The sequence below is a fragment of the Aquimarina agarilytica ZC1 genome (assembly GCF_000255455.1).
Classification (GTDB): domain Bacteria; phylum Bacteroidota; class Bacteroidia; order Flavobacteriales; family Flavobacteriaceae; genus Aquimarina; species Aquimarina agarilytica.
Genome location: NZ_JH621251.1, coordinates 39,637 through 65,185 on the forward strand (window position 1 = coordinate 39,637; position 25,549 = coordinate 65,185).

The following is a 25,549-nucleotide window of genomic DNA, read 5'->3' on the forward strand; positions in this document are numbered from 1 at the left end:
ATGAACAAGACTATAAACATCAATCTTGCTGGTATATTCTTTCATATTGACGAAGATGCTTATCTAAAACTTCAAAACTATTTGGAGGCTGTTAAGCGTTCTTTTGCCAGCGAGCAAGGTAGTGACGAAATCCTATCGGACATTGAGGCACGAATAGCCGAACTTTTTAATGAGCGCATTCAAAACGAAAGACAAGTCATTGGTACTACCGAAGTAGATGAAATCATCGAAATTATGGGTCAGCCTGAAGATTATAATGTGGGTGAAGAATCATACGAAGAAAATCAACAAACCAACACACATCAAAAAAGTAATAAACAACTTTTTAGAGATCCGCTAAATGCATACGCAGGTGGGGTATCATCTGGTTTAGGCTATTATTTTGGTATAGATCATATATGGATTAGACTTATATGGGTACTTTTAACTCTTGGTTCTAGTGGTACTTTTATTTTGATTTATATAGCTCTTTGGATTTTTGTTCCAAAAGCCAACAGTACCGCCGATCAATTAGCTATGCGAGGAGAGGCCGTGAATATAAGTAACATTGAAAAAAAAATTAAAGAAGGCTTTGAAAACGTATCCGATCATGTAAAAAATGCCGACTATAAAAAATATGGAAACAAAGTTAAATCCACTTCTTCAAATTTTTTTGAAGGCTTATCCGAAATTTTAAGATTTTGTGTAAAACTCTTTGGCAAAGGTATTGGGTTATTTTTACTCTTTTTATCTGGTGTGGTCATCATCAGTTTATTTTTAGCGCTGTTTGGACTAACTACTTTTAATGTTTTTGATGCCCCTTGGATTGATTATGTGGATGTAGTAAATATTGGAGCTCCCTTTTGGTTAATTTCAGTACTTAGTCTATTTGCTGTTGGTATTCCTTTCTTTTTTCTATTTATCCTTGGACTTAAAATAATAGTAAAAAATTTAAAATCAATTGGTAAGCCTGCCAAAATAAGCTTAGTTGCCTTATGGTTTATTTCGCTAGGGGGACTTATCTTTTTAGGAGTAAAACAAGCTACCGAACGTGCTTTCGATGCTCGCGTTACTAATACCGAAAATTTATATTTAAATAGTAGTGATACCCTAACTATAAAAATGTTAGGTGATGACAGGTATGTGAATGAATTTGATCACTCCAACGGATTTAGCATTCGCACCAATGACAATAATGAACAGGTACTTGTATTTCAAGACATAAAAATTAACATAAAGTCTACTCCTGAGAAAACTGCTAGCTTAAAAATTACTAAAAAAGCACAAGGGAATAGTTATGAAAACGCCAGACAACGTGCCGAAAAACTACAATACAATTATCAACTTTCGGGTAACACCTTATTTTTAGACTCTTTTGCCTTGTCGGAAATAAAAAATCAATTTCGAAATCAAAAAGTAAACGTCACCTTGTTATTACCGGTAGGCATAACCTTATATGCCGATGGAAATACCTATGATTTTAATACTTGGAATAGTCATAATAATAATATCCCTATTAAAAATAAAGAAAATCAATATTTAAAAATTGACACAAATCGTATCAACTGCCTAGATTGTGATGAACAGCATTGGGGAGAAGAGGATCATGATGATGATCATGGTGACGGAAGAATTGACATCAATTTTAATAGTGATGATGAGGAATTTAACCTACAAATTGATGAAAATGGAATTAGGATGAAGAGTAAAAATTAGACAAGTTACTTACCTAATTACACCGAAAGCCAACATCTATTTGTTGGCTTTTTTTATAAACAAAAAGACCGTCCTAGAACTGGACGGTCTTTTGTATATAAATTGTATCTATTTATATTAGTTTCCTTTAGCGTAATCTTCTAAAAATTTAGCCAAACCAATATCAGTTAATGGGTGCTTTAATAAACCTTTGATAGCACTTAATGGACCTGTCATTACATCTGATCCTAACTTAGCACAGTTTACAATATGCATTGTATTACGTACCGAAGCTGCTAAAATTTCAGTTCCAAAACCATAGTTATCATACACTAATCTAATTTCGTCAATTAAATTCATTCCATCGGTTGAAATATCATCTAAACGACCTAAAAATGGAGATACGTAAGTTGCTCCAGCTTTTGCCGCTAAAATAGCTTGTCCTACAGAAAACACTAAAGTTACATTAGTTTTGATTCCTTTGTCTGAAAAATATTTACATGCCTTAATTCCATCTTCAATTAATGGCAATTTAACTACAATCTGTGGGTTTAAAGCAGCTAGCTCCTCCCCTTGTTTAATCATTCCTTCGTAATCTGTAGCAATTACTTCAGCAGAAACATCTCCATCAACAATCTCACAGATTTTTTTATAGTGATTCAAAATATTAGCTTCACCAGTAATGCCTTCTTTAGCCATTAATGATGGATTTGTTGTCACACCGTCTAAAACTCCTAAATCTTGTGCTTCTTTAATTTGATCAAGATTTGCTGTATCAATAAAAAATTTCATTATTATCTATTTGAATGTTATTAATAAGGTAATTACTACGCTTTCGCGAAGTGACACAAAATTACAATTTATAATGGTTTAGTAGTAATTTTTCATAGGTTTTATCTGGTAAAATTCGTTTTAAAAAAACCGAAAATTTCTGCATAAAAGCCCCTACTTTATAATGTATCCGTGGATTTGGTGTTAAAATAATCTTTTCGACCATTATACCTACTGCTTTGGGATCCCCACCCTCATCCACATGCGCGTCCATTAAATCTAAGGATAATTGATAGTTTTTTTGATAATCCGAACCTTTTATTACCGGTGCATGATACCTACCACCCGCAATATTTGTAGCAAAATCCCCCGGTGCCAAATTGGTAATTTTTATACCAAAGGCTTTAGTTTCCATACGCATTGCTTCGGTGGTTACCTCCAAAGCAGCTTTGGATGCACTATATACTCCTCTAAAAGGTAAGCCCATATAACCTGCAATGGATGTTACGTTAATAATTAATCCCGATTGTTGCTTTCTCATTTGTGGCAGTACGCCTTTCATTACCTTGATAGCTCCAAAATAATTAGTTTCAAAATGAGAACTAATTTCTTGTTCGGGGATTTCTTCTACAGGTCCTGTTATTCCAACTCCTGCATTATTTACCAATACATCTATACCGTCTTCTTTACTCAGTAATTCTTGAACAGCTTTTTTAATAGTCCCTGCTTTGGTTACATCCAATTCTAATAATGGGAAATGAGTAAAATCTGGATATTTAGACACATTACGTGTAGTTCCATAAACAGTATAGCCTTTTTTTGTTAAATGAATTCCTATAGCCTTACCAATACCCGAAGACCCTCCAGTAATTAAAACTACTTTTTTAGCCAATGACATAAATAAAATGATTTAAACGAAAGATAATTTGATTTTTACAATTCACAAACATTCCAATCTTCAGCATTAAATAAATTTAGACTTTTATTGAAATTTTGATTTTTATAAGTGATTTATAAAGTTGGTTATTATACTAAAAAACACGTAAAAAACTAGCCTTTAACCTTTTACTTGATAAGAAAACACCTGAGAAAAAGGCACAAAAAAAGGCAAGCTACCTACATCACACTGCTACGACCGTCTACCCTTGCTGCGTTCCCACCCTGGGGGATTCAACAGGAGCTAGTTGTGTAGGACTTGCCGGGTGCAAATATACGATGCTTTTTAGATTTTAAAACTATTATTATAAAAAGTTTTACAGAATAATTTAATACCCTCCTAACCAGTATACCTAAAGAATAAAATCATTGATTTTTATTTTTTTTATGCCAATAATGATATACTAAGCTACTATTATCGTTCTTTAAATTAGAAGGTAAAATAGATTTATAATTATTAGTATCCCATAAAGATTCGTGATCACTTTATATCTAAAAACACGAGTTAAGCTAAATCTATTAATACCTAATAATGTGAATTAAAATAAATATATTCGTTTGATATAAAATAGAACAAATGAACACTTTCAATATATTCAAAATTAGTTTATTGACTTTATTTATTACTTCTTGCGGAAGCGATAAAAAAGCAAATGCCCCTAAATTTTCACTAGAGGCTACTCAAAAAGGTACTTTTAAACTTGGTGAGACCCTAAAAATAATCCCTAAAAGTAAAGCTAATACCACTATTGATTCTGTAAAATATAAATTCCAACATAACTCAATTACTTTAAAAGGAAATGCTCCCTTTGAAATAAAATTAAGCACACACCTACTCGGTAATCATAAAGTTAGTGCATCAGTTTTTTCTAACGGAAGTGAAGAAAAACACACACAAAAAGTAATTATTTTAAATAATAAAGCACCTAAAATATACGGGTATAATATTATAAATACCTATCCTCATAATAAAGAGCATTACACACAAGGCTTGGAATTTAAAGGAGATAATTTATATGAAAGTGCTGGACATTACAAGCATTCCAAACTATTGCAAAAAAACTTAAAAACAGGAAAAACTATTAAAGAGCACGCCTTAAAAGACAATTATTTTGCCGAAGGTCTAACTATTATTGGTAATAAAATACACCAACTTACCTGGCGCGAGGATATTGGTTTTACCTATGATATTGAAACCTTTAAAGAATTAGGTTCATTTGCTTATAATAAGAGTAAGCAAGGTTGGGGTTTATGTCATAGTGATCAATATATTTATAAGAGTGATGGTACTACTAAAATTTGGAAACTAAATAAAGAAACACTTGCCGAAGAAGGTTTTATTGAAGTAGCCACTAACACGGCAATAAAATCTAAGTTTAATGAATTGGAATGGGTTAACGGAAAAATATATGCCAATACTTACCAAAAACCTAGTATTGCTATTATTAATCCCAAAAATGGTGCTATTGAAGGGATTATTAATTTAAAAGGCTTGTTAAAAGAAGTGAATGTGGATCCAAATGATGCTGATTATGTACTAAACGGTATTGCATTTAAACCGGAAACAAATCAATTGTATGTTACGGGTAAATTTTGGAATAGCTTGTTTGAAATTGAAATTGTTGAGTAAATTTATGTTTACAACTACAAAAGCTAACCCAATTCCTTAGATAGCTTTTGTTTTATTTTATTCTCTTTGCCTGCAATACTGTTACTACTAGCCTAAGCCTAGCTGTAGCGTTACTTTTCGCTATGGAACGGCGGGGGTTATAAAACATTTTTTTCCTTAAACTGTAAAAAAGCAGCTCCACCCGAAAACGATATACTTAAAAAACCCTATTCAAAACACTATAAAACACCACATCAACAGACTAAAAAACAACTTATTACACTAAAAAATCTTATTCCTACATTAACCCAAATAATAATCGTACTTTTGCAGCTTATTTAAAATAATATATGAGTACATTTAAAACATTAGGGTTAGGAGAAGCATTGCTACAGGCTATTGATGCCATGGGCTTCGTAGAACCCAGTGAAGTTCAAGCAAAAGCAATCCCAATTCTTTTGGAGCAGGATACCGATATTGTGGCATTAGCACAAACAGGTACCGGAAAAACCGCAGCATTTGGTTTTCCTCTAATTGAAAAAATTGACCCTAGTAGTAAAAAAACTCAAGGTTTAATTTTATCACCAACACGTGAATTGTGTTTACAAATTGCACAAGAAATTAAAAACTACAGTAAATTTATTTCTAAATTAAATTCTGTAGCTGTTTATGGTGGAGCTAGTATCCATGACCAAGCACGCGATATTAAACGTGGAGCACAAATTATTGTTGCTACACCAGGTCGTATGCAAGATATGATTAACCGTGGGCTAGTTGATATTTCTCAAATTGGGTACTGTGTACTTGATGAAGCTGATGAAATGCTTAACATGGGATTTTATGAAGATATCACAAAAATTTTATCTCATACTCCCGATGAAAAATCTACTTGGTTGTTTTCTGCAACTATGCCTAGAGAAGTTGCTACAATTGCCAAAAAGTTTATGAGCAACCCAGTTGAAATAACTGTAGGTTCAAAAAACTCATCAAACAAAAACGTAACGCATGAATACTACGTTGTTAGTGCACGTGACCGTTACCCTGCTTTAAAACGATTGGCCGATGCTAATCCTTCCATATTTGCAGTTATTTTTTGCAGAACCAAAAGAGACACACAATCTATTGCCGAAAAACTAATTGAAGATGGCTATAGCGCTGCTGCCTTACATGGAGATTTAAGTCAAAATCAACGTGACTTGGTAATGAAAAGTTTCCGTAATCGTCAAATACAAATGCTAGTTGCAACCGATGTAGCTGCTCGTGGTATTGATGTAAATGATATTACTCACGTAATTAATTATCAATTACCTGATGAAAATGAAACTTACAATCACCGAAGTGGACGTACAGGTAGAGCTGGTAAAGAAGGGGTTTCGATTGTAATTACAACAAAAAGTGATGTTCGAAAAATTAAAAGCTTAGAACGTACTTTACAAACTACATTTGAGCAAAAAACGGTTCCTACTGGAAAAGAAATTTGTAAAATTCAATTATTTAACCTTGCGGAGAAAATTGAAACTACAGAAATCAATGACGAAGTTGATGAATATTTACCAGAAATTAATTCACATTTAGAACACTTATCTAAAGAAGAATTAATCAAAAAATTGGTAACTGTTGAATTTACTCGCTTCCATAACTACTATAAAAAATCAAGGGATATTCAAGCTGTTGATCCAAATAGCAAAGGAGGCGATTATGGTGATGGCAAGAGCACTCGTTTCTTTATTAACATCGGAGAAAAAGATGGCTATAACTGGATGAACTTAAAAGACCTATTAAAGGAAACTTTAAATCTAGGTGGTGATACCATAAGTCGTGTTGATGTTAAAGAAAAATTCTCTTTCTTTAACACCCCTAACGAGCAAAAAGATGCTGTTTTAGCTGCTTTTGAAAACATTGTTATTGATGGCAGAAAAGTAAATATTGAAATTTCTGAAGGTCGCGGTGGCGGAAGAGGTCGCGGTGATCGTAGAGGCGGCGGGCGTAGAAACGGCGGCGGTGGTCGTGGTGGATTCCGTGGTGATCGTAGAAATAGCGGAGGAGATCGCAAAGACAACTATAAAGGAAATCGTGATAATAAAGATCGTAAAGACCGAAATGAAAATAGTGGAGGCGGAAGAGACCGCAGAAAACGTAGAGATAGATATTAATTGTTTTATACAAACTGATTGTTCCTATTGAACAATCAATCCACAATAACTATAATTCAAAAAAGGCCGTCTAAAAGTATTTAGTCGGCCTTTTTCTTTAGTAGATACTGCCTTTCTTCTACATATATTACTTCAAATAATGTTTTGAAGTGTTTCAATAGTTTTTCTTGAACTTCAGTTATTGGGATTGCTTTTCCTAACTCGGCTTGTAAGGAGGTTACTCCTTTTCCTCTTATTCCGCAAGGAATGATATGATCAAAATAGCCCAAATCTGTATTTATATTAAATGCAAAGCCGTGCATGGTTACCCAACGACTTGCACGTACACCCATAGCACAAATTTTACGGGCAAATGGCGTTCCTACATCTAACCATACTCCTGTTTCTCCATCACTACGTGTGGCTTTAATTCCATATTCGGCTAAAGTCAAAATCACCGTTTCCTCTAAAAAACGTAAATATTTATGAATATCTGTAAAAAAATTATCTAGATCTAAAATGGGGTACCCAACAATTTGTCCTGGGCCATGGTAAGTAATATCTCCTCCTCTATTAATTTTATAAAATGAAACTCCTTGTTTTTTTAAAGTTTCTGCTGGAGTTAATAAATTAGAAATTTCACCACTTTTTCCTAATGTAAACACATGTGGATGCTCAACAAACAACAAATAATTAGGCGTATCTATAGCTAAATTTTCTCGCGACTTTTTCAATTTTAATGCTACAATTTCATTAAAAATTGTTTCCTGTTGATCCCAAGATTCCTTATAATCTTTTGTCCCTAAATTTATATAATTGACCTTTTTATTCATTGAATACAAAGGTAGGTATTAATATGTTGTTTATGAAAAAGTCATTACATACTATTCATTAAATCCATAAGCTTGCTTCGCACTTTTAACTTGTTCTTTTTCGGTTGTTTCGGGGTACAAAATATATTTTGGAGCAATAATCGGTTTTACAGAAATTGCAGTAACTTCAAATATGGTAGAAAAAGGAAAGTCTCCATTAGTTATTTTTAATAGTATAGTCTTCATTTCTTCAAATTCAGTAGACATTTTATCAATTACTCTTGCCTTCCCTTTTAATTGAAAGCCTTTTTGAATTAAAATATCAATAAAACTTACACATACATTTTCATTATATTTTATATTCTTTTTAGACTGAGGTGAAGCAATATTGGCTATAATAATTTTATCATTTCCATAATACTGAAAAACTTCTTTAGGAGACACATTGGGAATTCCCTCACTGGATACCGTTGCTAACCAACACAACACACTTTTATCTATATATTTTTTAACGTCATTAGTCAATTTCATACCACTTAAATTCCTTTTATTTCAATATTTAATATAGTCCCTCTATTTTTAACAGAATCAATTTTAAGATCTCCATTGATCTTTTTTAATCTGTCTCTCACACTCTGCAAACCAAGTCCTTCTTTGATTGTATGAAGTTCAAACCCTACTCCATCATCTTCAAATAAAAGTTGAAGGTCATTATCTAATCTATTAATTTGTAAATCTACCGTGGTGGCATTCGCATATTTAAGCGTATTACTAAATAATTCTTGAATAATTCTAAAAATTTCAAGCTTCAATTTTTTCGAAATACTATTCACTTGCTCTTCGGGAAACACATTAAAAACAACATCAATATCATGCTTATTCCCAATATTTTTAATATAATCCTCAATCAAATCAGTAAACTTATTTTCATTACACTCCTTAGGCATTAAGTCCTGAGAAATTTCCCTTATTAAATGATAAGTCTCATCAATTTGAGCTTTTGCAATTTCAAATTTATCTCCCCTTCTTTGTTTAGAATCAAATTGTAATTTAATAGCTGCTAAATTTCCTCCAATACTATCATGCAATTCCTGAGTTATTCGTTTTCTCTCTTTATTTTGCACATCCAAAGATGCTTTTATCAACTTTAATTCTTGTTCTTTGATCAACGAATTAACCTTTTCTATATTTATTTCTTCTTGCTTTTTACTTAATTTATTTTTAGCATTTAACTTTTGATAATACATTATTAAAAGAAAAATACAAGGCACTAAAACAACTAAAAATGCAATTAGCATTAGCCTTTTATTTTTCTGTTCCGATATAAGTTGACTTTCCTTTAATTGTTTATCTTTTTTAAGTAATGCTATTTCATTTTCCTTTTGTAAAATTTGAAACTTTACTTCCAACTCTGCGTCTACTCTATTTTTTTGTATTTGTTTTAATGAATCCTTAAGCTTATATGCCTGATTAATATATTTGTGAGCTTCTTCATAATTAGATTGGGATGCAAATACATTACTTAAATTTTCCAAAACTCGAATTTCAATATCAAGAAAGCCTTTTGCCTTAACTTTTTGGAGTGTGCTTTCACCAATCAATATTGCTTCGTTAAATTGTCCTTTTTTATAATATGACTTCCCTAAGGTATTATTTATTAAAAGCATAAATTTGGAATACTCACTATTACTTCCAAAAATATTTTTAGCTTTTAGTCCATAGGTAATAGCTTCATCTATTTTCCCCATTTCATAAAAACAAGCACTAGTACTCTCATAACAATACGCATGTGCTTTATGTGACACAGGGGATTCGCAAGCTTTTCGCAAATAACTCAATGCTGTTTCATACTGTTTCTTTCGCGTATATATTACCCCTAAATTGTTATAAGAAAAAAATACGGTATGGTTGTCCTTATCTATTTTAATACTTTGTTCGTATAAAGAAATTGCCTTATCATATTCTTTAATATCTAGGTAATAATCAGCCATTCCTCTAATATGATGAACTGCTATTTTTTCATTGATAAGCTTTTTTTCGTAAAGTTTAAGTCCTTTTAAATGATAACGCCCTCTTAAGCCTATTAATCCCTTAACCCCGTAGCCTACTGCTAACATATTATATGAGTCACTCAGCATTTTATAAGACGTCGAATCTGTATTATTTGAAGCTAATTCTTGAATCTTATGACCATAATAAATTATAGAATCCGAAACTTCTTTTTCCATAAAATACCGTCCTAAATAGTTTAAAGCTTTTATATGGTGCTTTTTACTTTTTAAAATAGGGGATATTAATTTGTAAAAATCTACAGAATCAAGATCTTTAAAATTCCGTAATTTATGCTCTATTTCAGCATATTTAAAATCAGTATGTTGACAAATCACTTTAGTACTACTACTAACTAATAGAAAAAGAACTAGATATTTTATAATAAAATTCAAATCAGTAATTGGTTAAAATTAATCAATGCCTTATCTGGTTGATATGTAATAAAAGAATAGTCTTGAGAATAATTTAGGCACAATGTTTTTCAAAATTATCACATAAATAGGCAAGCCCTAGGGGGAAATAAATCTTTAATGATAGATTTAAATAATAGACTTTATCCAAATATTGGGGTAATTTACTTTATATATTTCATTTTCATAGCATATCTTGTTAATCCTGCTAAGTTTTTCACACTTAACTTTGCTATTAAATTTTTTCGATAACTTTCAATAGTATGTTTGCTCAAACACAACTTATCAGCAATTTCCTTTGTAGTAAACTCTTGCGCTATAAGTGTTATTACATCAATTTCACGCTTAGTTAATTTTATTTTCTCTTTTTTACTTTCTAAAAATTTATTCTCTATATAGGCATTAGTAATTTCTTTAGAAAAATATTTTTCTCCTTTTAAAATAGACTCCACAGCCCTAAGCAACTCTTTTTTTTCAGCATTTTTTGGAATATAACCATCAACTTCAAGCTTAGTCAAAGTATCAATCATTTCCACGTTATTATGCATACTAACAATTAAGATTTTTATATTTCTATCTTTTTTCTTTATGTATTTAGTCAGCTCAATTCCATCCACTTCGGGCATGGCAATATCTGTGATTACTAGATCAATTTTTTCATTAGTATTGATTTCTAAATATTTTATAATATGCTTTCCATCTTTAGCCGTTAATAGAATGTTATATTCTTTTTTACTATCAAAAATACTTAGTAAACCATCTGAAAACATTTTATGATCATCTACTATAATTAAATTTTGTTTCATTAATCTTTTATTTTCAATATTGATATCAATTCTACTCCTACTTTAGTTAGAAATTCGCATAGGCTTACTTTTAATAATAAGATACTACCCTAAATTATGTTAAACTAACACTTAGTAATAAAGCGTCTTTATTCTATTTTTCAAAGATTTTAATATCAATTATGACTACCCCTTGTATGTTATTCACACTTAATAACAGATGAAGTCTATTATTAATTGTATAAACAATTAATTTAAAGAGTGCTAACTTAAAAAAAGAAGTGCCATATATTCATTATATCATAAATAAAAAGAGAAAATCTTATTTAAAACTTAATTTTTTATTAATACTTCAATAAGAAGCACTGCAACTTAAAAATATATTAATAATCTTTATTTTAATTTTTTGAAAAAATTTAAATGACTTCATAAAACATATAGTTCACAAATAATCAACATATTAAAAAAACAAACTCTTAATAATCTCACAAAATAATATCAATTGTTAATGTTACTAAATCGTAAACTCTTATTTATGGTATGTTCCTTGTTACCAATTAACAACTAACTATAAATTCTGTTAATTATGAATAAAAAGCATGAAGTAAACGTTAAAAAAGACAAGACTATCGATTTCCAAATTGGATTAATTGCATTATTAAGTTTTAGCTATATTATGTATGGTGTTTTTAATTACAAGGAACCTTCTAAAAAGGTAACCAACATTATGGTTCCGACTGCTACACCTACTGAAACATTTGTTACTATGGGGCCAGTAATAGCTGTTCCGAACAATCCTATTGCCGAAGCTAGTACACGTCCAAAGACACCTAAATTAGTACCTAAAGCGAAAACGATTTCGTATGTAATTCCTAAAGTTGTTGATATAATCACAGAAGAAAAACCAACGGAAGAATCCAAAATTAAAGAAACTACTAAAAATACTAATCCGAAAAATTCTACTCTAGCTACTACCGGGGTTGAAACTAAAGTAACCCAAACAAAAAAAGGAACAACAGGAGTAAAAGCTCCTAGTGTTTACCGTCCAAATACAGTTGAATTTTTACCAATTTTCCCTGGATGTGATCGATATAGCACAAATAATGAACGTGCTATTTGTTTTCAGGAAAAAGTGCAACGTATGGTATTACGAAAATTTAATAACGGTTTAGGCCAAGATTTAGGTTTATCTGGAAAACAAACTATTTTTCTTTATTTTGAAATTAATGAAAATGGTTTGGTAAGTAATATTAAAGCGCGTTCAAAAAATAAAGAATTGGCTAACGAGGCAAAAAGAGTTGCTCGTTTATTACCAAAAATGAAACCTGCACGCCATGGAAACACTAAAGTAAAAATGGCCTATACATTGCCTATTACTTTTAAAGTGAGGTAGTAGCTTAACCTAAAAAGTTAAAAAACGAAGGTGAAAAAATTTCACCTTCGTTTTTTTGCTAAACTATATACCGCTAATATAACTTCCAAAAGCATCTTTAAATTCGAAACCTTTTTCCATTTGAAGCTTGCTCAACTTTTTAAATTCGACCAATCCCCACAGTAAAAATTCTTTAAAAAAGTAACTATCTTTTTTTGAAATTTCTGGTAAATATTCTTTAATTAAAGCCTCCAACGGAGGTACCATATCTAATTGTTGTTCATATTCAGGTGTTAATAAATCATTTGCTAATTCAAAACCAGTCCCATCATAAAACCAATCGACTAACTTATCATACGGGCTTGCTTTATCCTTGTGCTCAAGTTTTTCAATTTTAGGAAAATAATTTGAAAATAACGTCTGAATAGCCCTATGGATTAACAATTGAGCCACCGAAGCGGCTCCCTCCTGCTCTCCTTCATAAACCAATTCTATTTTTCCGTTTATTGCAGGTATAATTCCCATAAAATCACCTAAACGCACACTAGTTTGGCTTTCCCCGGAGGTTAACATTCTAAGTTCCGCTGCACTTAACAAATTTTCATAGGCCGTAATACTCATACGAGCACTTACGCCACTTTTGGCATCAACATATTCACTATTTCGGGCTTCAAAACCAATTTGCTCTAAAAGCTCAAAAGCGAGTTCTGGAACATAAATTGTTTCCTTTTGACGTAAGTCAGATTGTGCCTCTTGTTTTGTTATTTTTTTAGCAATTTCAATACTATCTGGATAATGCGTTAATATCTGTGAGCCAATACGATCTTTTAAAGGGGTTATGATACTTCCTCTATTTGTATAATCTTCTGGATTCGCAGTAAATACAAACTGCATATCTAAATTAAAACGCAATTTAAAACCACGAATTTGCACATCTCCCTCTTGTAAAATATTAAACAGCGCTACTTGAATTCGTGCTTGTAAATCTGGCAATTCATTAATAACGAATATGCATCGATTAGCTCTTGGAATCATTCCATAATGGATCACACGGTCATCGGCATAAGATAATTTCAAATTTGCAGCCTTTATCGGATCCACATCGCCAATAATATCTGCTACAGTAACATCTGGTGTGGCTAATTTTTCGGAAAAACGCTCATCTCTGTGCATCCAAGTAATGGGTGTATCATCCCCTTTTTCTGCAATTAATTCCTTTGCATAGCGTGAAATAGGTTGTAATGGATCATCATTAATTTCAGAACCAAAAACTACAGGCACATACTCATCTAACAAATAAATCATTTGTCTGGCTAATCTTGTTTTAGCTTGTCCACGTAATCCTAATAAATTTATATTATGTTTGGATAATATAGCACGTTGTAATTCTGGAATTACTGTATGCTCATACCCATGAACGCCTTCAAAAATAGTTTCATTATTTTGAATTTTAAATGACAAATTATCACGTAATTCATCTTTTATGGTTTTGTATTGATATCCTGCAGACTTTAAATCTCCTAATGTTTTTAGTTGAGTATATTCCATAAGCTATTTTTAAAAAACATATACTATTATTATATGTAAAAGATAATACTATCCTTTTATTCTTTTCTTTCTATTTTGTTCGTAATCTTCGAAAATCATTTCACCTAAACCTTTTAAACCGGTATAAAAAGCCTTTCCTTGGTTCGCCTTTGTAAATCCTTCTACAAACTTCATTAAATAAGGGTCTTGAGCAATCATAAAAGTAGTAATAGGTATATGCAGCTTCCTAGCCTGCTGTGCCATTCCATAACATCTCCCTACAATATATTCATCCAAGCCATTACTATTTTTATAATACCTCCCATCGGGTAAACGTAAACAACTTGGCTTTCCGTCGGTAATCATAAAAATTTGCTTGTTTGTATTTCGCTTGCGCCGAAGTAAATCAAGTGCTAACTCTAAACCCGCTACGGTATTGGTATGATAAGGACCTACTTGTAAGTAAGGTAAATCCTGAATAGAAATACGCCAAGAGTCATTTCCAAAAACTATTATTTCTAACGTATCCTTTGGGTATCTTGTCGTTATTAATTCTGCCAAGGCCATGGCTACTTTTTTGGCAGGTGTTATACGATCTTCTCCATATAATATCATACTATGACTAATATCAATCATAAGTACAGTACTCATTTGGGCTTTGTGATTAGTTTCGTGTACCACCAAATCATCTTCGGTTAACTGAAACCCATTTTCAATACCATGATTAATCTGGGCATTTCGTAAACTTTCAGTTATTGAAACACGTTCCACACTATCGCCAAAAATATAATTTCTAAATTCACCAGTAGTTTCATCACCCATACCAATTTTATTGGTTTTGTGATTTCCTGCTCCAGACTTGCGAAGCTTCCCAAAAATTTGATTTAAGGCACGCTGTCGGATGGCACGCTCTGTTTTTGCAGTTATAGCCTTTCCTCCTTTTCCGTTTGGTTTTATCTCTTCTCGTATAAAACCTTTCTTTTTCAAGTCTTCTTCAAAATCTTTTAATGTATATTCTGAAGTTGTAATTCCATATTCAGCATCCAATTCTGCCAACCAATCTAAGGCTTCGTCCACATCACCAGAGGTATGCGTGATCAATTCCTTGAAAATATCTAATAAAATATCAAAAATACTTTGCTCCGGAGCTTCATATTTTTTGAATACAAAACCTGTGTATGCTTGCGAACGATTATTCATGTAAACAATTTAACTAATATTACACCAACAAATGTTAATTTGAACTTATAAGTTGATGATTTTTTTTGTTAAATGTGTATTTATGATTTTCGTAAAAATTACAAGTTATACTAAAATTATTTATAATAAACTCTTTATTTATTTGCTCTCTTTCCTTTTTTCACAAAAGATAATACCGCCATTTCTCCTTTATTCAGTGAAGTCTTAGTAGAAATATAATCATTTGGACTATGCACTTCTATTTTAACCGTATTTGGAGGCGAAGTTCCTTCATTTAATGCCACAACCTTAAGACGTGCAAACTTTTGAGTTATTTGAATTGGAATTTGCTTTTTTTCTCTGGTTATTACGTAATCATTTAAAATAAGTTTGTCATCTAGATACAAATCTATTTGATCGTTGTCTTCTTTACCCGAATCATATATTGATACCATTAATATTGATGATTTTACAAATACATTAACCGTTTCATTCTTTGTGATTGGTGCTAATGAAACTGTATCTATTTTTTTACTTTTTTCTAGTAACTTTCTAACTTTTGGTTTATCAAACCGCTTCTTTATTTTCTCAATTTTTTGTTCATCTACTAAAAGTAATTCTCCATCTATACATTTAGCCCCATTAACATACTTCCCAAAAAATGCTCCTTTAAGCGCTTTAGCACTCTTAAACTTTTTCATACTACCCTCAAAATGCACAAAACAAAAATCAAATTGGTCATAAGGTGATTTGGTATACACTATATCAAACTCATTAAATTTCAACACTCCTTTTTCTTCATCAAAATAGCCTGTTACATTTGATTTAGTTTCATGTACTCCTCCTTTATCAGTAATTGAATACCCTAGAATTTCCGTATCATTTATCCGATTAAGTGACAAATTATAAGGTATAAATAACGAATCATTTATTTTAACTACACCAGAAAATTCTTTTGGAATCGACTGGCCGTAAATAAAATAAAAATTAAAAACAAACAAAAATAGTTGTAGGAATTTCATTTAATTAATTTAATTTAGATTCCAAATTTAAACTATTAAACACCAATTAACTATTATGAAAATTAAATTATTTTTATCCGTTTTATTTGTTGCTCTTGCTTCGATTACAGCTTCTTATGCTAGTTTTCCAGTAACAGCAAATGCAACTACACAAGTATCAACCATTGAAGATGAAGTTGAATTATCATCACCTGCTGCATCAGCTGGGTACGATAAATGGGTAGCTGTAGCTTTTTGGTTCTTTTTAGGTGGTTTTGCTGCTCACAGATGGTATGCTAAAAAACCAGCTGGTTGGAATATCCTTTTTATTGTTACACTTGGAGGTTTATTTATATGGGCTGTTATTGACCTTATCAATATTTTAACAGATAATTTCCAATAGAACACTATCTTGATAGCATTAAAAAATCGCCCAACAAATTTAATTTGTTGGGCGATTTCTTTGATCAATTATTAAAATTCTATCTTAAAAAAGGCTTCATTTAAAATTTTAAATGAAGCCTTTTTATTACCTAATATTAGAATCCTTTACACATGCAAGGCTCTATCTTCAGTAGCTGCCAAAGCTGCTTCTTTAATAGCCTCTGTAAATGTAGGGTGCGCATGACTCATTCGTGCTACATCTTCGGCACTTGCTCTAAATTCCATAGCTGTTACGGCTTCGGCAATTAAATCAGCACAACGTGCACCTACCATATGTACTCCTAAAATTTCATCGGTTGTTTTATCAGCTAAAATCTTCACAAAACCATCTAAATCATTACTTGCTCTAGCTCTACCCAAAGCTCTAAATGGAAATTGACCAGATTTATATGCAATACCTGCTTCCTTTAATTGCTCTTCTGTTTTCCCAACAGCTGCAACTTCTGGCCATGTGTATACTACACCCGGTATTAAATTGTAATCAATATGCGGTTTTTGTCCTGCTAAAACTTCTGCTACTAGTACACCTTCTTCTTCCGCTTTGTGTGCTAGCATAGCTCCTTTAACCACATCACCGATCGCATATATGTTTGACACATTAGTTTGCAAATGACCATTAGTTTCTATTTGTCCCTTTTCGGTTGTTTTAACACCAATACCTTCTAGATTTAAGCCTTTAGTATATGGACTCCTTCCTACAGAAACTAAACAATAATCTGCATTAAAAGTTACTGTTTGTTCTTTTTTATCTGTAGCAGTAATCACTACTTCATCACCTGTATTCTCAACATTTTTAACACAATGCTTTAAATAGAATTTAACGCCTTGCTTTTTCATCGCCTTCATTAATTCTTTTGATAATGCCGCATCCATAGTAGGTATAATGCGATCTGCATATTCTACCACAGATACCTGCGCTCCTAAACGACGATAAACTTGACCAAGTTCCAACCCTATAACTCCACCACCTATAATTAGTAAATGCTTTGGAATTTCTTTCAGCTTCAAGGCTTCGGTTGATGTTATAATTCTTGTTTTATCAATTGATGCAAATGATAATTCTGAAGGCTTTGAACCTGTTGCAATAATTGTATTTTTAGCTTCAATTTCAATGGTCTCCCCTTCTGCAGTAGCGATATTAATATGAGTAGCATCCTTAAAACTACCTGTTCCTTGAAATACTTCAATTTTATTTTTCTTCATTAAAAACTCTACACCAGCACATGTTTGATCCACTACAGTTTGCTTACGCGCTATCATTTTTTCAAGATTCGCTTTAATTTCACCCGAAACCTCGATACCATGTCCTTCAAAATGTTTTGTAGCATGTTCATAGTGATGTGACGAATCTAACAATGCTTTACTTGGAATACATCCCACATTTAAACAGGTACCTCCAAGTGTACTGTATTTTTCAATAATAGCTGTTTTCATCCCCAATTGTGCGCAACGAATAGCAGCAACATATCCTCCAGGGCCTGAACCTATAACAGCAACATCAAATGAACTCATAATATATATTTTTTGGTAATAGTCGTTTTAAATTACAATTATAACAACTTATTTTAGTTTATTAATTACTCTGGCAAATGTACAAATGTTTTGTTTTGTTAGCATCAAAATTGACCGTCTTAATTACGTATAAATACGTAGTTATTCCATCAAACAAATAAACTTTACTTTAGCTTTTGCCAAAATATCCTATTTTTACCAAAAACGTATTTTAATACATGAAGTATTTTCATTTTATAATTGCCTTTGTTTGCATTCTGCTATGGAGTAGTTGCCGTAAAGATTTTGACACCGATATTGTAGCCCCTGGAGGTATTGAATTTTCAAGTGATACCATTTTTATGGATACGCTATTTTCCAGAATTCAATCAAGTACACAAACTTTAAAAGTATATAACAGGTCGGATAATGATATCACCATTCCGATGATTTCATTGGAACGAGGAACAACTTCAAAGTACACCCTAAGTGTTGATGGCCTACCTTTAATAGGGAGCCCTCAAACCTCCGAATCTGGTAAAATATTTAAAGACATCGATATTTTAGCTAAGGATAGTATTTTTATTTTTATCGAAACTACTATTGATGCGACTGCTGATCCGCTTGTAGACTCTTTTTATAATGATAAAATCACATTCTCAAATCAAGAAAAAGATGTCGATCTAGTAACCTTGGTTAAAGATGCTACTTTTATTTTTAAAGAAACTACTGAAACTGGACGTGAATTTGAAACGCGACAACGAGATGATCAAGGTGATTTTATAAAACTAAAAGCGTTTAATTTAACCGATGATGAATTAACCATGACCAATGAAAAGGCCTATGTAATTTATGGAAATGCAGTTGTGCCTACCGGGAAAACCCTAAACGTTGAAGCTGGAGCTCGCTTACATTTCCATGAAGATTCGGGGCTGATTATTGAAGAAGGTGCGAGCGTAAACATTAATGGTACCGAAAGCCCTACTGATGAACCTTTAAAAAATCAAGTCTTTATTGAAGGTGATCGTATAGCTGAAGATTTTGATGACTTACCAGGACAGTGGGGATTTATATGGTTTCGTAAAGGCTCCATAAACAATAGTATTACTAATACTACTATAAAAAATGCTACGCTTGGTATTTTAATTGATGGTAATGGAGATGAAATTACACCTAGCTTAACTTTAGAAAATGTACAAATTTACAACTCGCAAGCTGCCGGCATACAAGCAAACGCCACAAATATTTCGGGGAATAATGTTGTTATTAACCAAAGTGGACAAGCTAGCCTAAATATTGAAGAAGGAGGAACTTATAATTTTATTCATTCCACCATTACAAATTATTTTAATTTTGGTTTACGCTCCCAACCTGCTTTAAATATTAGTAATCGACCAAACAAAGAAAATACTATTGCCGATTCTAATTTAGAAGCAGCAAACTTTACCAACTGTATCATTACAGGTAGTAATAGAGTGGAACTCAATTTATCCAATAGTGATGAAGCTGACTTTAACTTTGAATTTAAAAACTGCCTTATTGACTTTAATGATCAAACGCTAGCGCAAAGTTCTCCGGAATACAACTTTGATAACACTGATTTTTATACTGAATGTATTTTTAATGAAAAGCCTGAGTTTAAAAACACCAAATTAAACTTTATGCAAATTAGTGAAGAATCTGCCGCTAATGGAAAAGGAACAATTCTTGCTGGAAAAGACATTACTGGTACCGAAAGAAATACTACCGCTCCAGACATAGGAGCTTACGAAAGTATTGTTTTTGAAAAAGAAGAAGATAAAGAAAAATAACCCAAAAAAATGCAAGAGAACACCCCTAAAAAAAATGATAATGGATTAAACAATCTAATTATCAATATCATATTACCTGCTCTTATATTAATGAAAGGTGCTAAATGGACCACTAAACTTGGTCTTGAACTTACATCGCTTCATATCTTACTCATAGCCTTAGCGCTACCGCTAGGTTACGGCTTGTATGACTTAATTATTAAAAAGGAAAAGAATTTTATTTCGGTTTTGGGTTTTGTGAGTATCCTTTTAACTGGGATTGTAGGTGTATTTGAACTTCCTACTGAATTTATTGCTATTAAGGAAGCCGCTATTCCTTTTATTATTGGATGTGTGCTTTTAATTTCAAATTACACCTCATACCCTTTGGCTCCCAAGTTTTTATATAATGATGATATATTTGATAAAAAAACTATTAATGAACACTTAAATGACAATGAAGAGTTGATTTTAAAGAAAAACATTAAAAAGGCTTCTTTTTATCTTTTCCTTTCTTTTATCCTATCTGCCATATTAAATTATGTGGTTGCTAAATACTTTGTCACTAGTCCAGCTGGTACAGAAGCCTTTAATAATGAAATGGGAAAAATGAGTTTATATAGTTATCCTATTATTGTAGTACCTTCAATGCTTATAATGATTGCTATTATTAGATATATTTACATGAGTATTAAAAAGCTTACAGGATTAAGTAGCGATGATATTTTTATGTTTAAAAGCTAGATTAAACTCCTATATTTATTTTGGTATAATTTATGCTTTGATATTATTTTATATGAACACCTAATACTATTAATAGCAGCGCATATTATTTTTATTAGTATTTTTAATAAATCGTTTAACCCGCATTATGCATTAAAACTTCGTTATGAATATTGAAAGCTTAATAAAATAAAGCATTTTATTGATTTCAGCATAGCATTGCTATGGTTAAATCAAAAAATGCAGTGAAACGTTTGATTTTGCAGAGATTTCGATATGAAATAGATTTTTTAATGCATAATTTGGGTTTAAGTCCCAAACCTTAATATAATTAGTATGAAAAATTTATTATTATTTGTAGCCTTTACTGTCTTAGGTGCTTCATCAATAGTTGCACAAACAACCACTCCTAAAAAGGCTGACAAATCGCATAGTGCTACTCCTGAAGCTGTTTCATACACTGAAACAGATTTTGAGGAAATGAAAAGTAATTATTTAAAAAATCCAATTTTTGTTGAAACCATCAATAAAAGGGTTGAAAAAAAAGAAAAAAGTGCTTCAATTTTAAAGGAAATGCTAACTATGAATTTTGAGCAAGCCAAAGCAAAATTTGGATTGAAAGAGGTTACCTCTGCTATATTCGCTTATCAATATTCTAAAAAATCTTTAGAAATTAAGAATAATGATATACATGTTGAATAACGTGATTTATAAATATTAAATACTACAAAAAATCCACTGTTTTTAATAGTGGATTTTTTTATGGTATCTCTTTTCAATACACATTACATTACTACATTACTGTACAATATGTATAAGTTAATTATTTGCTTACAATAGATAACAACCCATCAAAATCAACAGTTTCTTGAGCTCCTGTTAGCATGTTTTTCAATGTATACTGGTTACTTTCCACTTCATTATCTCCTGCTAAAATCACAAATGGGAATGCTCTTTTATTGGCATAGTTCATTTGTTTTTTCATTTTAGCAGCATCTGGATATAATTCAGCAGAAATGCCATGTGCTCTCAATTTTTGTATTGTTTGGTAACCATATAAAGCTTCGGAATTTCCAAAATTTATAAAAAATACTTTCGTTGTTTCCGAAACCTCTACAGGGAATAGATTCAATTCCTCTAACACTAAATAAATGCGATCCAATCCAAATGAAATACCTACTCCACTCACATTTTTTAATCCAAAAATTCCTGTCAAATCATCATAGCGACCACCACCACCAATGGATCCCATAGCTACACCCTCTGGTGCTGCTACTTCAAAAATAGCTCCGGTATAATAATTTAAACCACGTGCTAAAGTAACATCCAAGTCTAAACTGGCTGTTTTTAACCCAAGTGCTTCAATAGTTTCAATGATAAAAGCTAACTCTTCTACTCCTTTTAATCCTTCCTCCGAAGTATTAAGTAATTCTTTTAATTGTGTTAGCTTTTCAGTAAAACTTCCTGAAAAGGAAAACAATGGCGCTACTTTTTCTAAAGCTTGTTCCGAAATTCCTTTAGCTAACATTTCTTTACGTACTCCATCTTCTCCAATTTTATCCAACTTATCTAAAGCTACAGTAAAATCAATCAGCTTGTCTTTAGCCCCAATTACCTCTGCAATCCCCGAAAGTATTTTTCGGTTATTCATTTTTATGGTTACCCCGTTTAAACCTAAATCAGTAAATACAGCATCATACAATTGAATAAATTCTACCTCTTGCCAAAGCGAAGCACTCCCAACTACATCTGCATCACATTGGAAAAACTCTCTAAATCGACCTTTTTGAGGGCGATCTGCTCTCCAAACGGGTTGTATTTGAAAACGCTTGAACGGAAATTCAATGTCATTTTGGTGTTGTACCACATAACGCGCAAAAGGTACTGTTAAATCATAGCGCAAAGCTTTTTCAGAAATTTGAAAAATTAATTTCTGACTTTCCTTATTTGCCAACACCTCTTCATTTGCCTTTTTTAAATAATCACCACTATTCAAAATTTTAAAAATCAAACGATCTCCTTCTTCACCATATTTACCCATAAGGGTACTACTATTTTCAAAACTTGGTGTTTCTATTGGATTAAAACCAAAGTTTTTAAAATGTGAACGAACCGTATTCATAATATAAGTTCGTTTTGCCACCTCAGCTGGTGAAAAATCTCGTGTCCCTTTTGGTAATGAAGGTTTTTGTGCCATAACTTAAATTGTAGCCGCAAATATCTATATTAATTATGAATTTGCCTCATTGACGCATTTATTTATTGCCTCATTATTCATTCGACTGCTTATATTTGTAAACTATTACAATTAATATATGAACTACACCGAAATAGAATCTCAGGAAGCCTTACAACAACTATTAATTACAAAAAATCAAATTTCGAAATATGCCTTTCAAAATCTTGACTTTAACAGTATTACTTCTGCCTTGAGCGATATTACGTTTACCGATTGTATTTTTTTAGGATGTATACTTCCAAATAGTCTAGTGTGTGATTTATATACCGAAAATTATTTATTCCCTAATTTAAACATGCCCTTTAACAATTACGTGAATGGCTTGTATACAAAAGAAACTTTGTATAATAATTATATTTTAAATCAACCCGAAAGCTATAAAAACACACAAGATGCTATAGTCTATGAACATTTTTTAAAAACGGGTAAAGAAGCTAATGATATTAAAGAAACTTTGGGTCGACGTTTACATGATCATTCCATAACAGATGCGCTTTACGGTTTTTTGGATGACTATCCTGATGATAAAAAAGTGGCCATTATGGGAGGCCATGGATTGTCACGTGCCGATCAAGGTTTTACAACCGTTGCACAATTAAGTAAAAAATTAACCGAAAAAGGTTACTTAATGCTTTCTGGTGGAGGTCCTGGTGCTATGGAAGCTACTCATGTTGGCGCATGGTTTGCTGGTAAAACAGATGCAGAACTAAATGATGCTATTGCTATTTTAGCGACAGCTCCAAGTTATAAGGATAAGCTTTGGCTTGACAAAAGTTTTGAGGTACTTGCCAAATACCCTACATCCGATTACGAAAGTGTAGGCATTCCAACTTGGCTTTATGGCCACGAACCACCCACGCCATTTGCTAGTAAAATTGCTAAGTATTTTGCCAATAGTGTACGCGAAGACGGTTTACTTGCCATTGCTAAAGGAGGCATTGTATTTACACCAGGTAGTGCAGGTACTATTCAAGAAATTTTTCAAGATGCTACTCAAAATCATTATTTAAGTTTTGAAGTTTCTAGTCCTATGATCTTTTTGAATTCTGACTACTGGACAAAAGAACGCCCTGTTTACCCTTTAATTGAAAAATTAAATAACGAAGAAAAATACAGCAATCTATTACTATCGCTTTGTGACACTAAAGAACAAGTCATTGAACAATTGGATGCTTTTTCGATTCCTGAGTAATCTTGTAAATAAAATTTGTGTAACTCTAGTCATCGAGAACAATTAATAGCCTGTTTCCTTACGGTGTGTTACATAATTTTTAGTCACAAAATCAAAACCTGTTTTTAAAATTTGACCCATAGTTTCACATTTTCGGAACTTAGAATGGAAGGTAAAATTAAACAGATCCTCGCGTAATACTTTTATATTTTCTGGTGTTGAAATACTATCCTTTTCCATACATTCAAGCAAACGCGCAGTTCTTGTATGGGTGTTCATCATTCGTTTGGCCAAAATGGAACGTTCCTCTTTTTGATATTGATGTACCGATGATAAATCCAAACGATCACTAATCATTGAAATCATTTCATTATTCTCCTTAAAAAATTGTGGTTGATATACCTTTAATTTTCCTTCGTAACATTGTTGATCAAAATCAATCGCTCTTATTTTATACTCTACATGATCAAAATCATGCGTTGGTATAATCACATAATTGTACGATCTCATATCGCCTAAAAGACGCAATTGACAACGTTCATTAAACTTTACAAATTCTTTTGCTATTTGTGCTTTTGCTTGTGAACTTAAGTCCGGTAAATAATCTTTTATAAACGTATCTCCGGGAATACCTACTATATGTTCTTCAATAAGCGTGTTTTCATGCACAAAAAAATTGATTCTGTTAGGCGAAAAAATATGCTCTAACTCCAAACCATAAACTCTTGAAGCATCAGCTTGCTTTACATAAAAATAAGTGTAATTATCGTTTAAAATATTACGAATTTTAATTCTGAATGGTTTTGAGTTTCCAAAAGTACAATAGTCAATAGCATCAATACTCAAAAATTCAGTAATATCTTGATTCCCGTCAGAATGCAAAATTGTATATACCTGTTTTAAACTTTTATCAATATCCTTATGCTCAAATTCATTGTAATATACACTTACCCACAACGTATCATTATCATTGGCATCCAACACACTAATAGCACCCGAAAAACGTAACAAATCATCGTAAAACACAGATATTTTTAACAACCTATTATAATCGTTCAAGTAGCTACTCAAAAAAGATTGAATAGGATAGGTTGGTTTTTTTTTTGACATTAAGCGCTCTTCCATATTAAACAAATATACTTTGTTCTATTTAAATCCGAATTAAACATTAAAAATCTATTGCGTATCGAAATCTCTACAAAATCAAACGCTTCGCTACATTTTTTGATTTCAGCATAGTCATGCTATGCTAAAATCAAGAAAATGCTCCACTGCACCAGCTGGCTCTTTCATAACAAGCCAAACCTTTGGCTTGACATTTCAGCCCTAATAAGCTTTCAATACTCATAACAAAGTGCTAATACAGAATGCGGATTAAACCCTTATTATGTAATAGAAACCAAATCTTATTTACTAACAACCAGCTTTAAA

Annotated in this window: 21 protein-coding genes and 1 other RNA gene; 9 read left to right on the forward strand and 13 right to left on the reverse strand. The window is 31.8% G+C overall.

The window, feature by feature from the left end:
• Positions 1-1,695: a PspC domain-containing protein gene (locus KQA_RS0204735; RefSeq protein WP_010178628.1), complete on the forward strand. Its 1,695-nt coding sequence runs from the start codon at positions 1-3 to the stop codon at positions 1,693-1,695.
• A gap of 117 nt (positions 1,696-1,812) precedes the next feature.
• Here KQA_RS0204735 and fsa read toward each other — a convergent pair whose 3' ends face one another.
• The 3 genes from fsa to ffs all read right to left on the reverse strand — a co-directional run bounded on the left by fsa (position 1,813) and on the right by ffs (position 3,646).
• A complete protein-coding gene (fsa, locus tag KQA_RS0204740) occupies positions 1,813-2,466 on the reverse strand; it encodes a fructose-6-phosphate aldolase (protein ID WP_010178630.1) in 654 nt (217 codons plus the stop codon).
• 61 nt (positions 2,467-2,527) lie between these two features.
• A complete protein-coding gene (locus tag KQA_RS0204745; protein WP_040396092.1) occupies positions 2,528-3,343 on the reverse strand; it encodes an SDR family oxidoreductase in 816 nt (271 codons plus the stop codon).
• A 204-nt stretch (positions 3,344-3,547) separates the two neighbouring features.
• An RNA gene (ffs, locus tag KQA_RS19835) (signal recognition particle sRNA small type) lies at positions 3,548-3,646 on the reverse strand.
• Positions 3,647-3,958: 312 nt separating this feature from the next.
• Between ffs and KQA_RS0204750 the strand changes: the two genes are divergently transcribed.
• Positions 3,959-5,011 carry a glutaminyl-peptide cyclotransferase gene (locus tag KQA_RS0204750; protein WP_010178634.1) on the forward strand — a complete coding sequence of 351 codons (1,053 nt, stop codon included), beginning with the start codon at positions 3,959-3,961 and terminating at the stop codon, positions 5,009-5,011.
• 329 nt (positions 5,012-5,340) lie between these two features.
• On the forward strand, positions 5,341-7,143 hold the full coding sequence (locus KQA_RS0204755) for a DEAD/DEAH box helicase (protein WP_010178635.1): 1,803 nt from the start codon (positions 5,341-5,343) through the stop codon (positions 7,141-7,143).
• A gap of 80 nt (positions 7,144-7,223) precedes the next feature.
• Here the strand turns inward: KQA_RS0204755 and lipB are convergent, their stop codons facing one another.
• The 4 genes from lipB to KQA_RS0204775 form a co-directional block, all read right to left on the reverse strand.
• Complete coding sequence (lipB, locus tag KQA_RS0204760; protein ID WP_010178637.1) at positions 7,224-7,955, reverse strand: lipoyl(octanoyl) transferase LipB; 732 nt, start codon at positions 7,953-7,955, stop codon at positions 7,224-7,226.
• Positions 7,956-8,006: 51 nt separating this feature from the next.
• Positions 8,007-8,465 (reverse strand): pyridoxamine 5'-phosphate oxidase family protein, encoded by a 459-nt coding sequence (locus KQA_RS0204765; RefSeq protein WP_010178639.1) that lies wholly within the window; start codon positions 8,463-8,465, stop codon positions 8,007-8,009.
• A 5-nt stretch (positions 8,466-8,470) separates the two neighbouring features.
• A complete protein-coding gene (locus KQA_RS0204770) occupies positions 8,471-10,378 on the reverse strand; it encodes a tetratricopeptide repeat protein (protein WP_010178642.1) in 1,908 nt (635 codons plus the stop codon).
• 182 nt (positions 10,379-10,560) lie between these two features.
• On the reverse strand, positions 10,561-11,202 hold the full coding sequence (locus tag KQA_RS0204775) for a response regulator transcription factor (RefSeq protein WP_010178644.1): 642 nt from the start codon (positions 11,200-11,202) through the stop codon (positions 10,561-10,563).
• Positions 11,203-11,767: 565 nt separating this feature from the next.
• Between KQA_RS0204775 and KQA_RS19490 the strand changes: the two genes are divergently transcribed.
• Positions 11,768-12,574, forward strand: coding sequence for an energy transducer TonB family protein (locus KQA_RS19490; protein WP_010178646.1), 807 nt, complete (start codon positions 11,768-11,770; stop codon positions 12,572-12,574).
• 63 nt (positions 12,575-12,637) lie between these two features.
• Here the strand turns inward: KQA_RS19490 and KQA_RS0204785 are convergent, their stop codons facing one another.
• From KQA_RS0204785 to KQA_RS0204795, 3 genes are all read right to left on the reverse strand, one after another.
• A complete protein-coding gene (locus tag KQA_RS0204785) occupies positions 12,638-14,101 on the reverse strand; it encodes a hypothetical protein (protein WP_010178648.1) in 1,464 nt (487 codons plus the stop codon).
• A 48-nt stretch (positions 14,102-14,149) separates the two neighbouring features.
• Complete coding sequence (locus tag KQA_RS0204790; protein WP_010178650.1) at positions 14,150-15,280, reverse strand: vWA domain-containing protein; 1,131 nt, start codon at positions 15,278-15,280, stop codon at positions 14,150-14,152.
• Positions 15,281-15,414: 134 nt separating this feature from the next.
• Entirely contained in the window at positions 15,415-16,281 is an 867-nt protein-coding gene (locus KQA_RS0204795; protein WP_010178652.1) for a hypothetical protein, read from the reverse strand.
• A gap of 55 nt (positions 16,282-16,336) precedes the next feature.
• Here KQA_RS0204795 and KQA_RS0204800 point away from each other — a divergent pair, with 55 nt between their 5' ends.
• Positions 16,337-16,663, forward strand: coding sequence for a TM2 domain-containing protein (locus KQA_RS0204800; protein ID WP_010178654.1), 327 nt, complete (start codon positions 16,337-16,339; stop codon positions 16,661-16,663).
• Positions 16,664-16,809: 146 nt separating this feature from the next.
• Here KQA_RS0204800 and lpdA read toward each other — a convergent pair whose 3' ends face one another.
• Positions 16,810-18,216, reverse strand: a complete 1,407-nt coding sequence (gene lpdA, locus KQA_RS0204805) for a dihydrolipoyl dehydrogenase (RefSeq protein ID WP_010178656.1) — start codon at positions 18,214-18,216, stop codon at positions 16,810-16,812.
• Positions 18,217-18,434: 218 nt separating this feature from the next.
• Between lpdA and KQA_RS0204810 the strand changes: the two genes are divergently transcribed.
• The 3 genes from KQA_RS0204810 (at position 18,435) to KQA_RS0204820 (ending at position 21,410) form a co-directional block, all read left to right on the forward strand.
• Positions 18,435-20,006, forward strand: coding sequence for a hypothetical protein (locus tag KQA_RS0204810; RefSeq protein WP_010178658.1), 1,572 nt, complete (start codon positions 18,435-18,437; stop codon positions 20,004-20,006).
• Between the two features lie 9 nt (positions 20,007-20,015).
• Positions 20,016-20,729, forward strand: a complete 714-nt coding sequence (locus tag KQA_RS0204815; RefSeq protein WP_010178660.1) for a VC0807 family protein — start codon at positions 20,016-20,018, stop codon at positions 20,727-20,729.
• A gap of 315 nt (positions 20,730-21,044) precedes the next feature.
• Positions 21,045-21,410: a hypothetical protein gene (locus tag KQA_RS0204820; RefSeq protein WP_010178662.1), complete on the forward strand. Its 366-nt coding sequence runs from the start codon at positions 21,045-21,047 to the stop codon at positions 21,408-21,410.
• Positions 21,411-21,531: 121 nt separating this feature from the next.
• On the opposite strand, the gene hisS is transcribed toward KQA_RS0204820, so the two are convergent.
• Complete coding sequence (hisS, locus tag KQA_RS0204825; protein WP_010178665.1) at positions 21,532-22,905, reverse strand: histidine--tRNA ligase; 1,374 nt, start codon at positions 22,903-22,905, stop codon at positions 21,532-21,534.
• 118 nt (positions 22,906-23,023) lie between these two features.
• Here hisS and KQA_RS0204830 point away from each other — a divergent pair, with 118 nt between their 5' ends.
• A complete protein-coding gene (locus tag KQA_RS0204830; RefSeq protein WP_010178667.1) occupies positions 23,024-24,139 on the forward strand; it encodes an LOG family protein in 1,116 nt (371 codons plus the stop codon).
• Between the two features lie 42 nt (positions 24,140-24,181).
• Here KQA_RS0204830 and KQA_RS0204835 read toward each other — a convergent pair whose 3' ends face one another.
• Complete coding sequence (locus KQA_RS0204835; RefSeq protein ID WP_010178669.1) at positions 24,182-25,243, reverse strand: hypothetical protein; 1,062 nt, start codon at positions 25,241-25,243, stop codon at positions 24,182-24,184.
• Positions 25,244-25,549 lie beyond the last annotated feature (306 nt).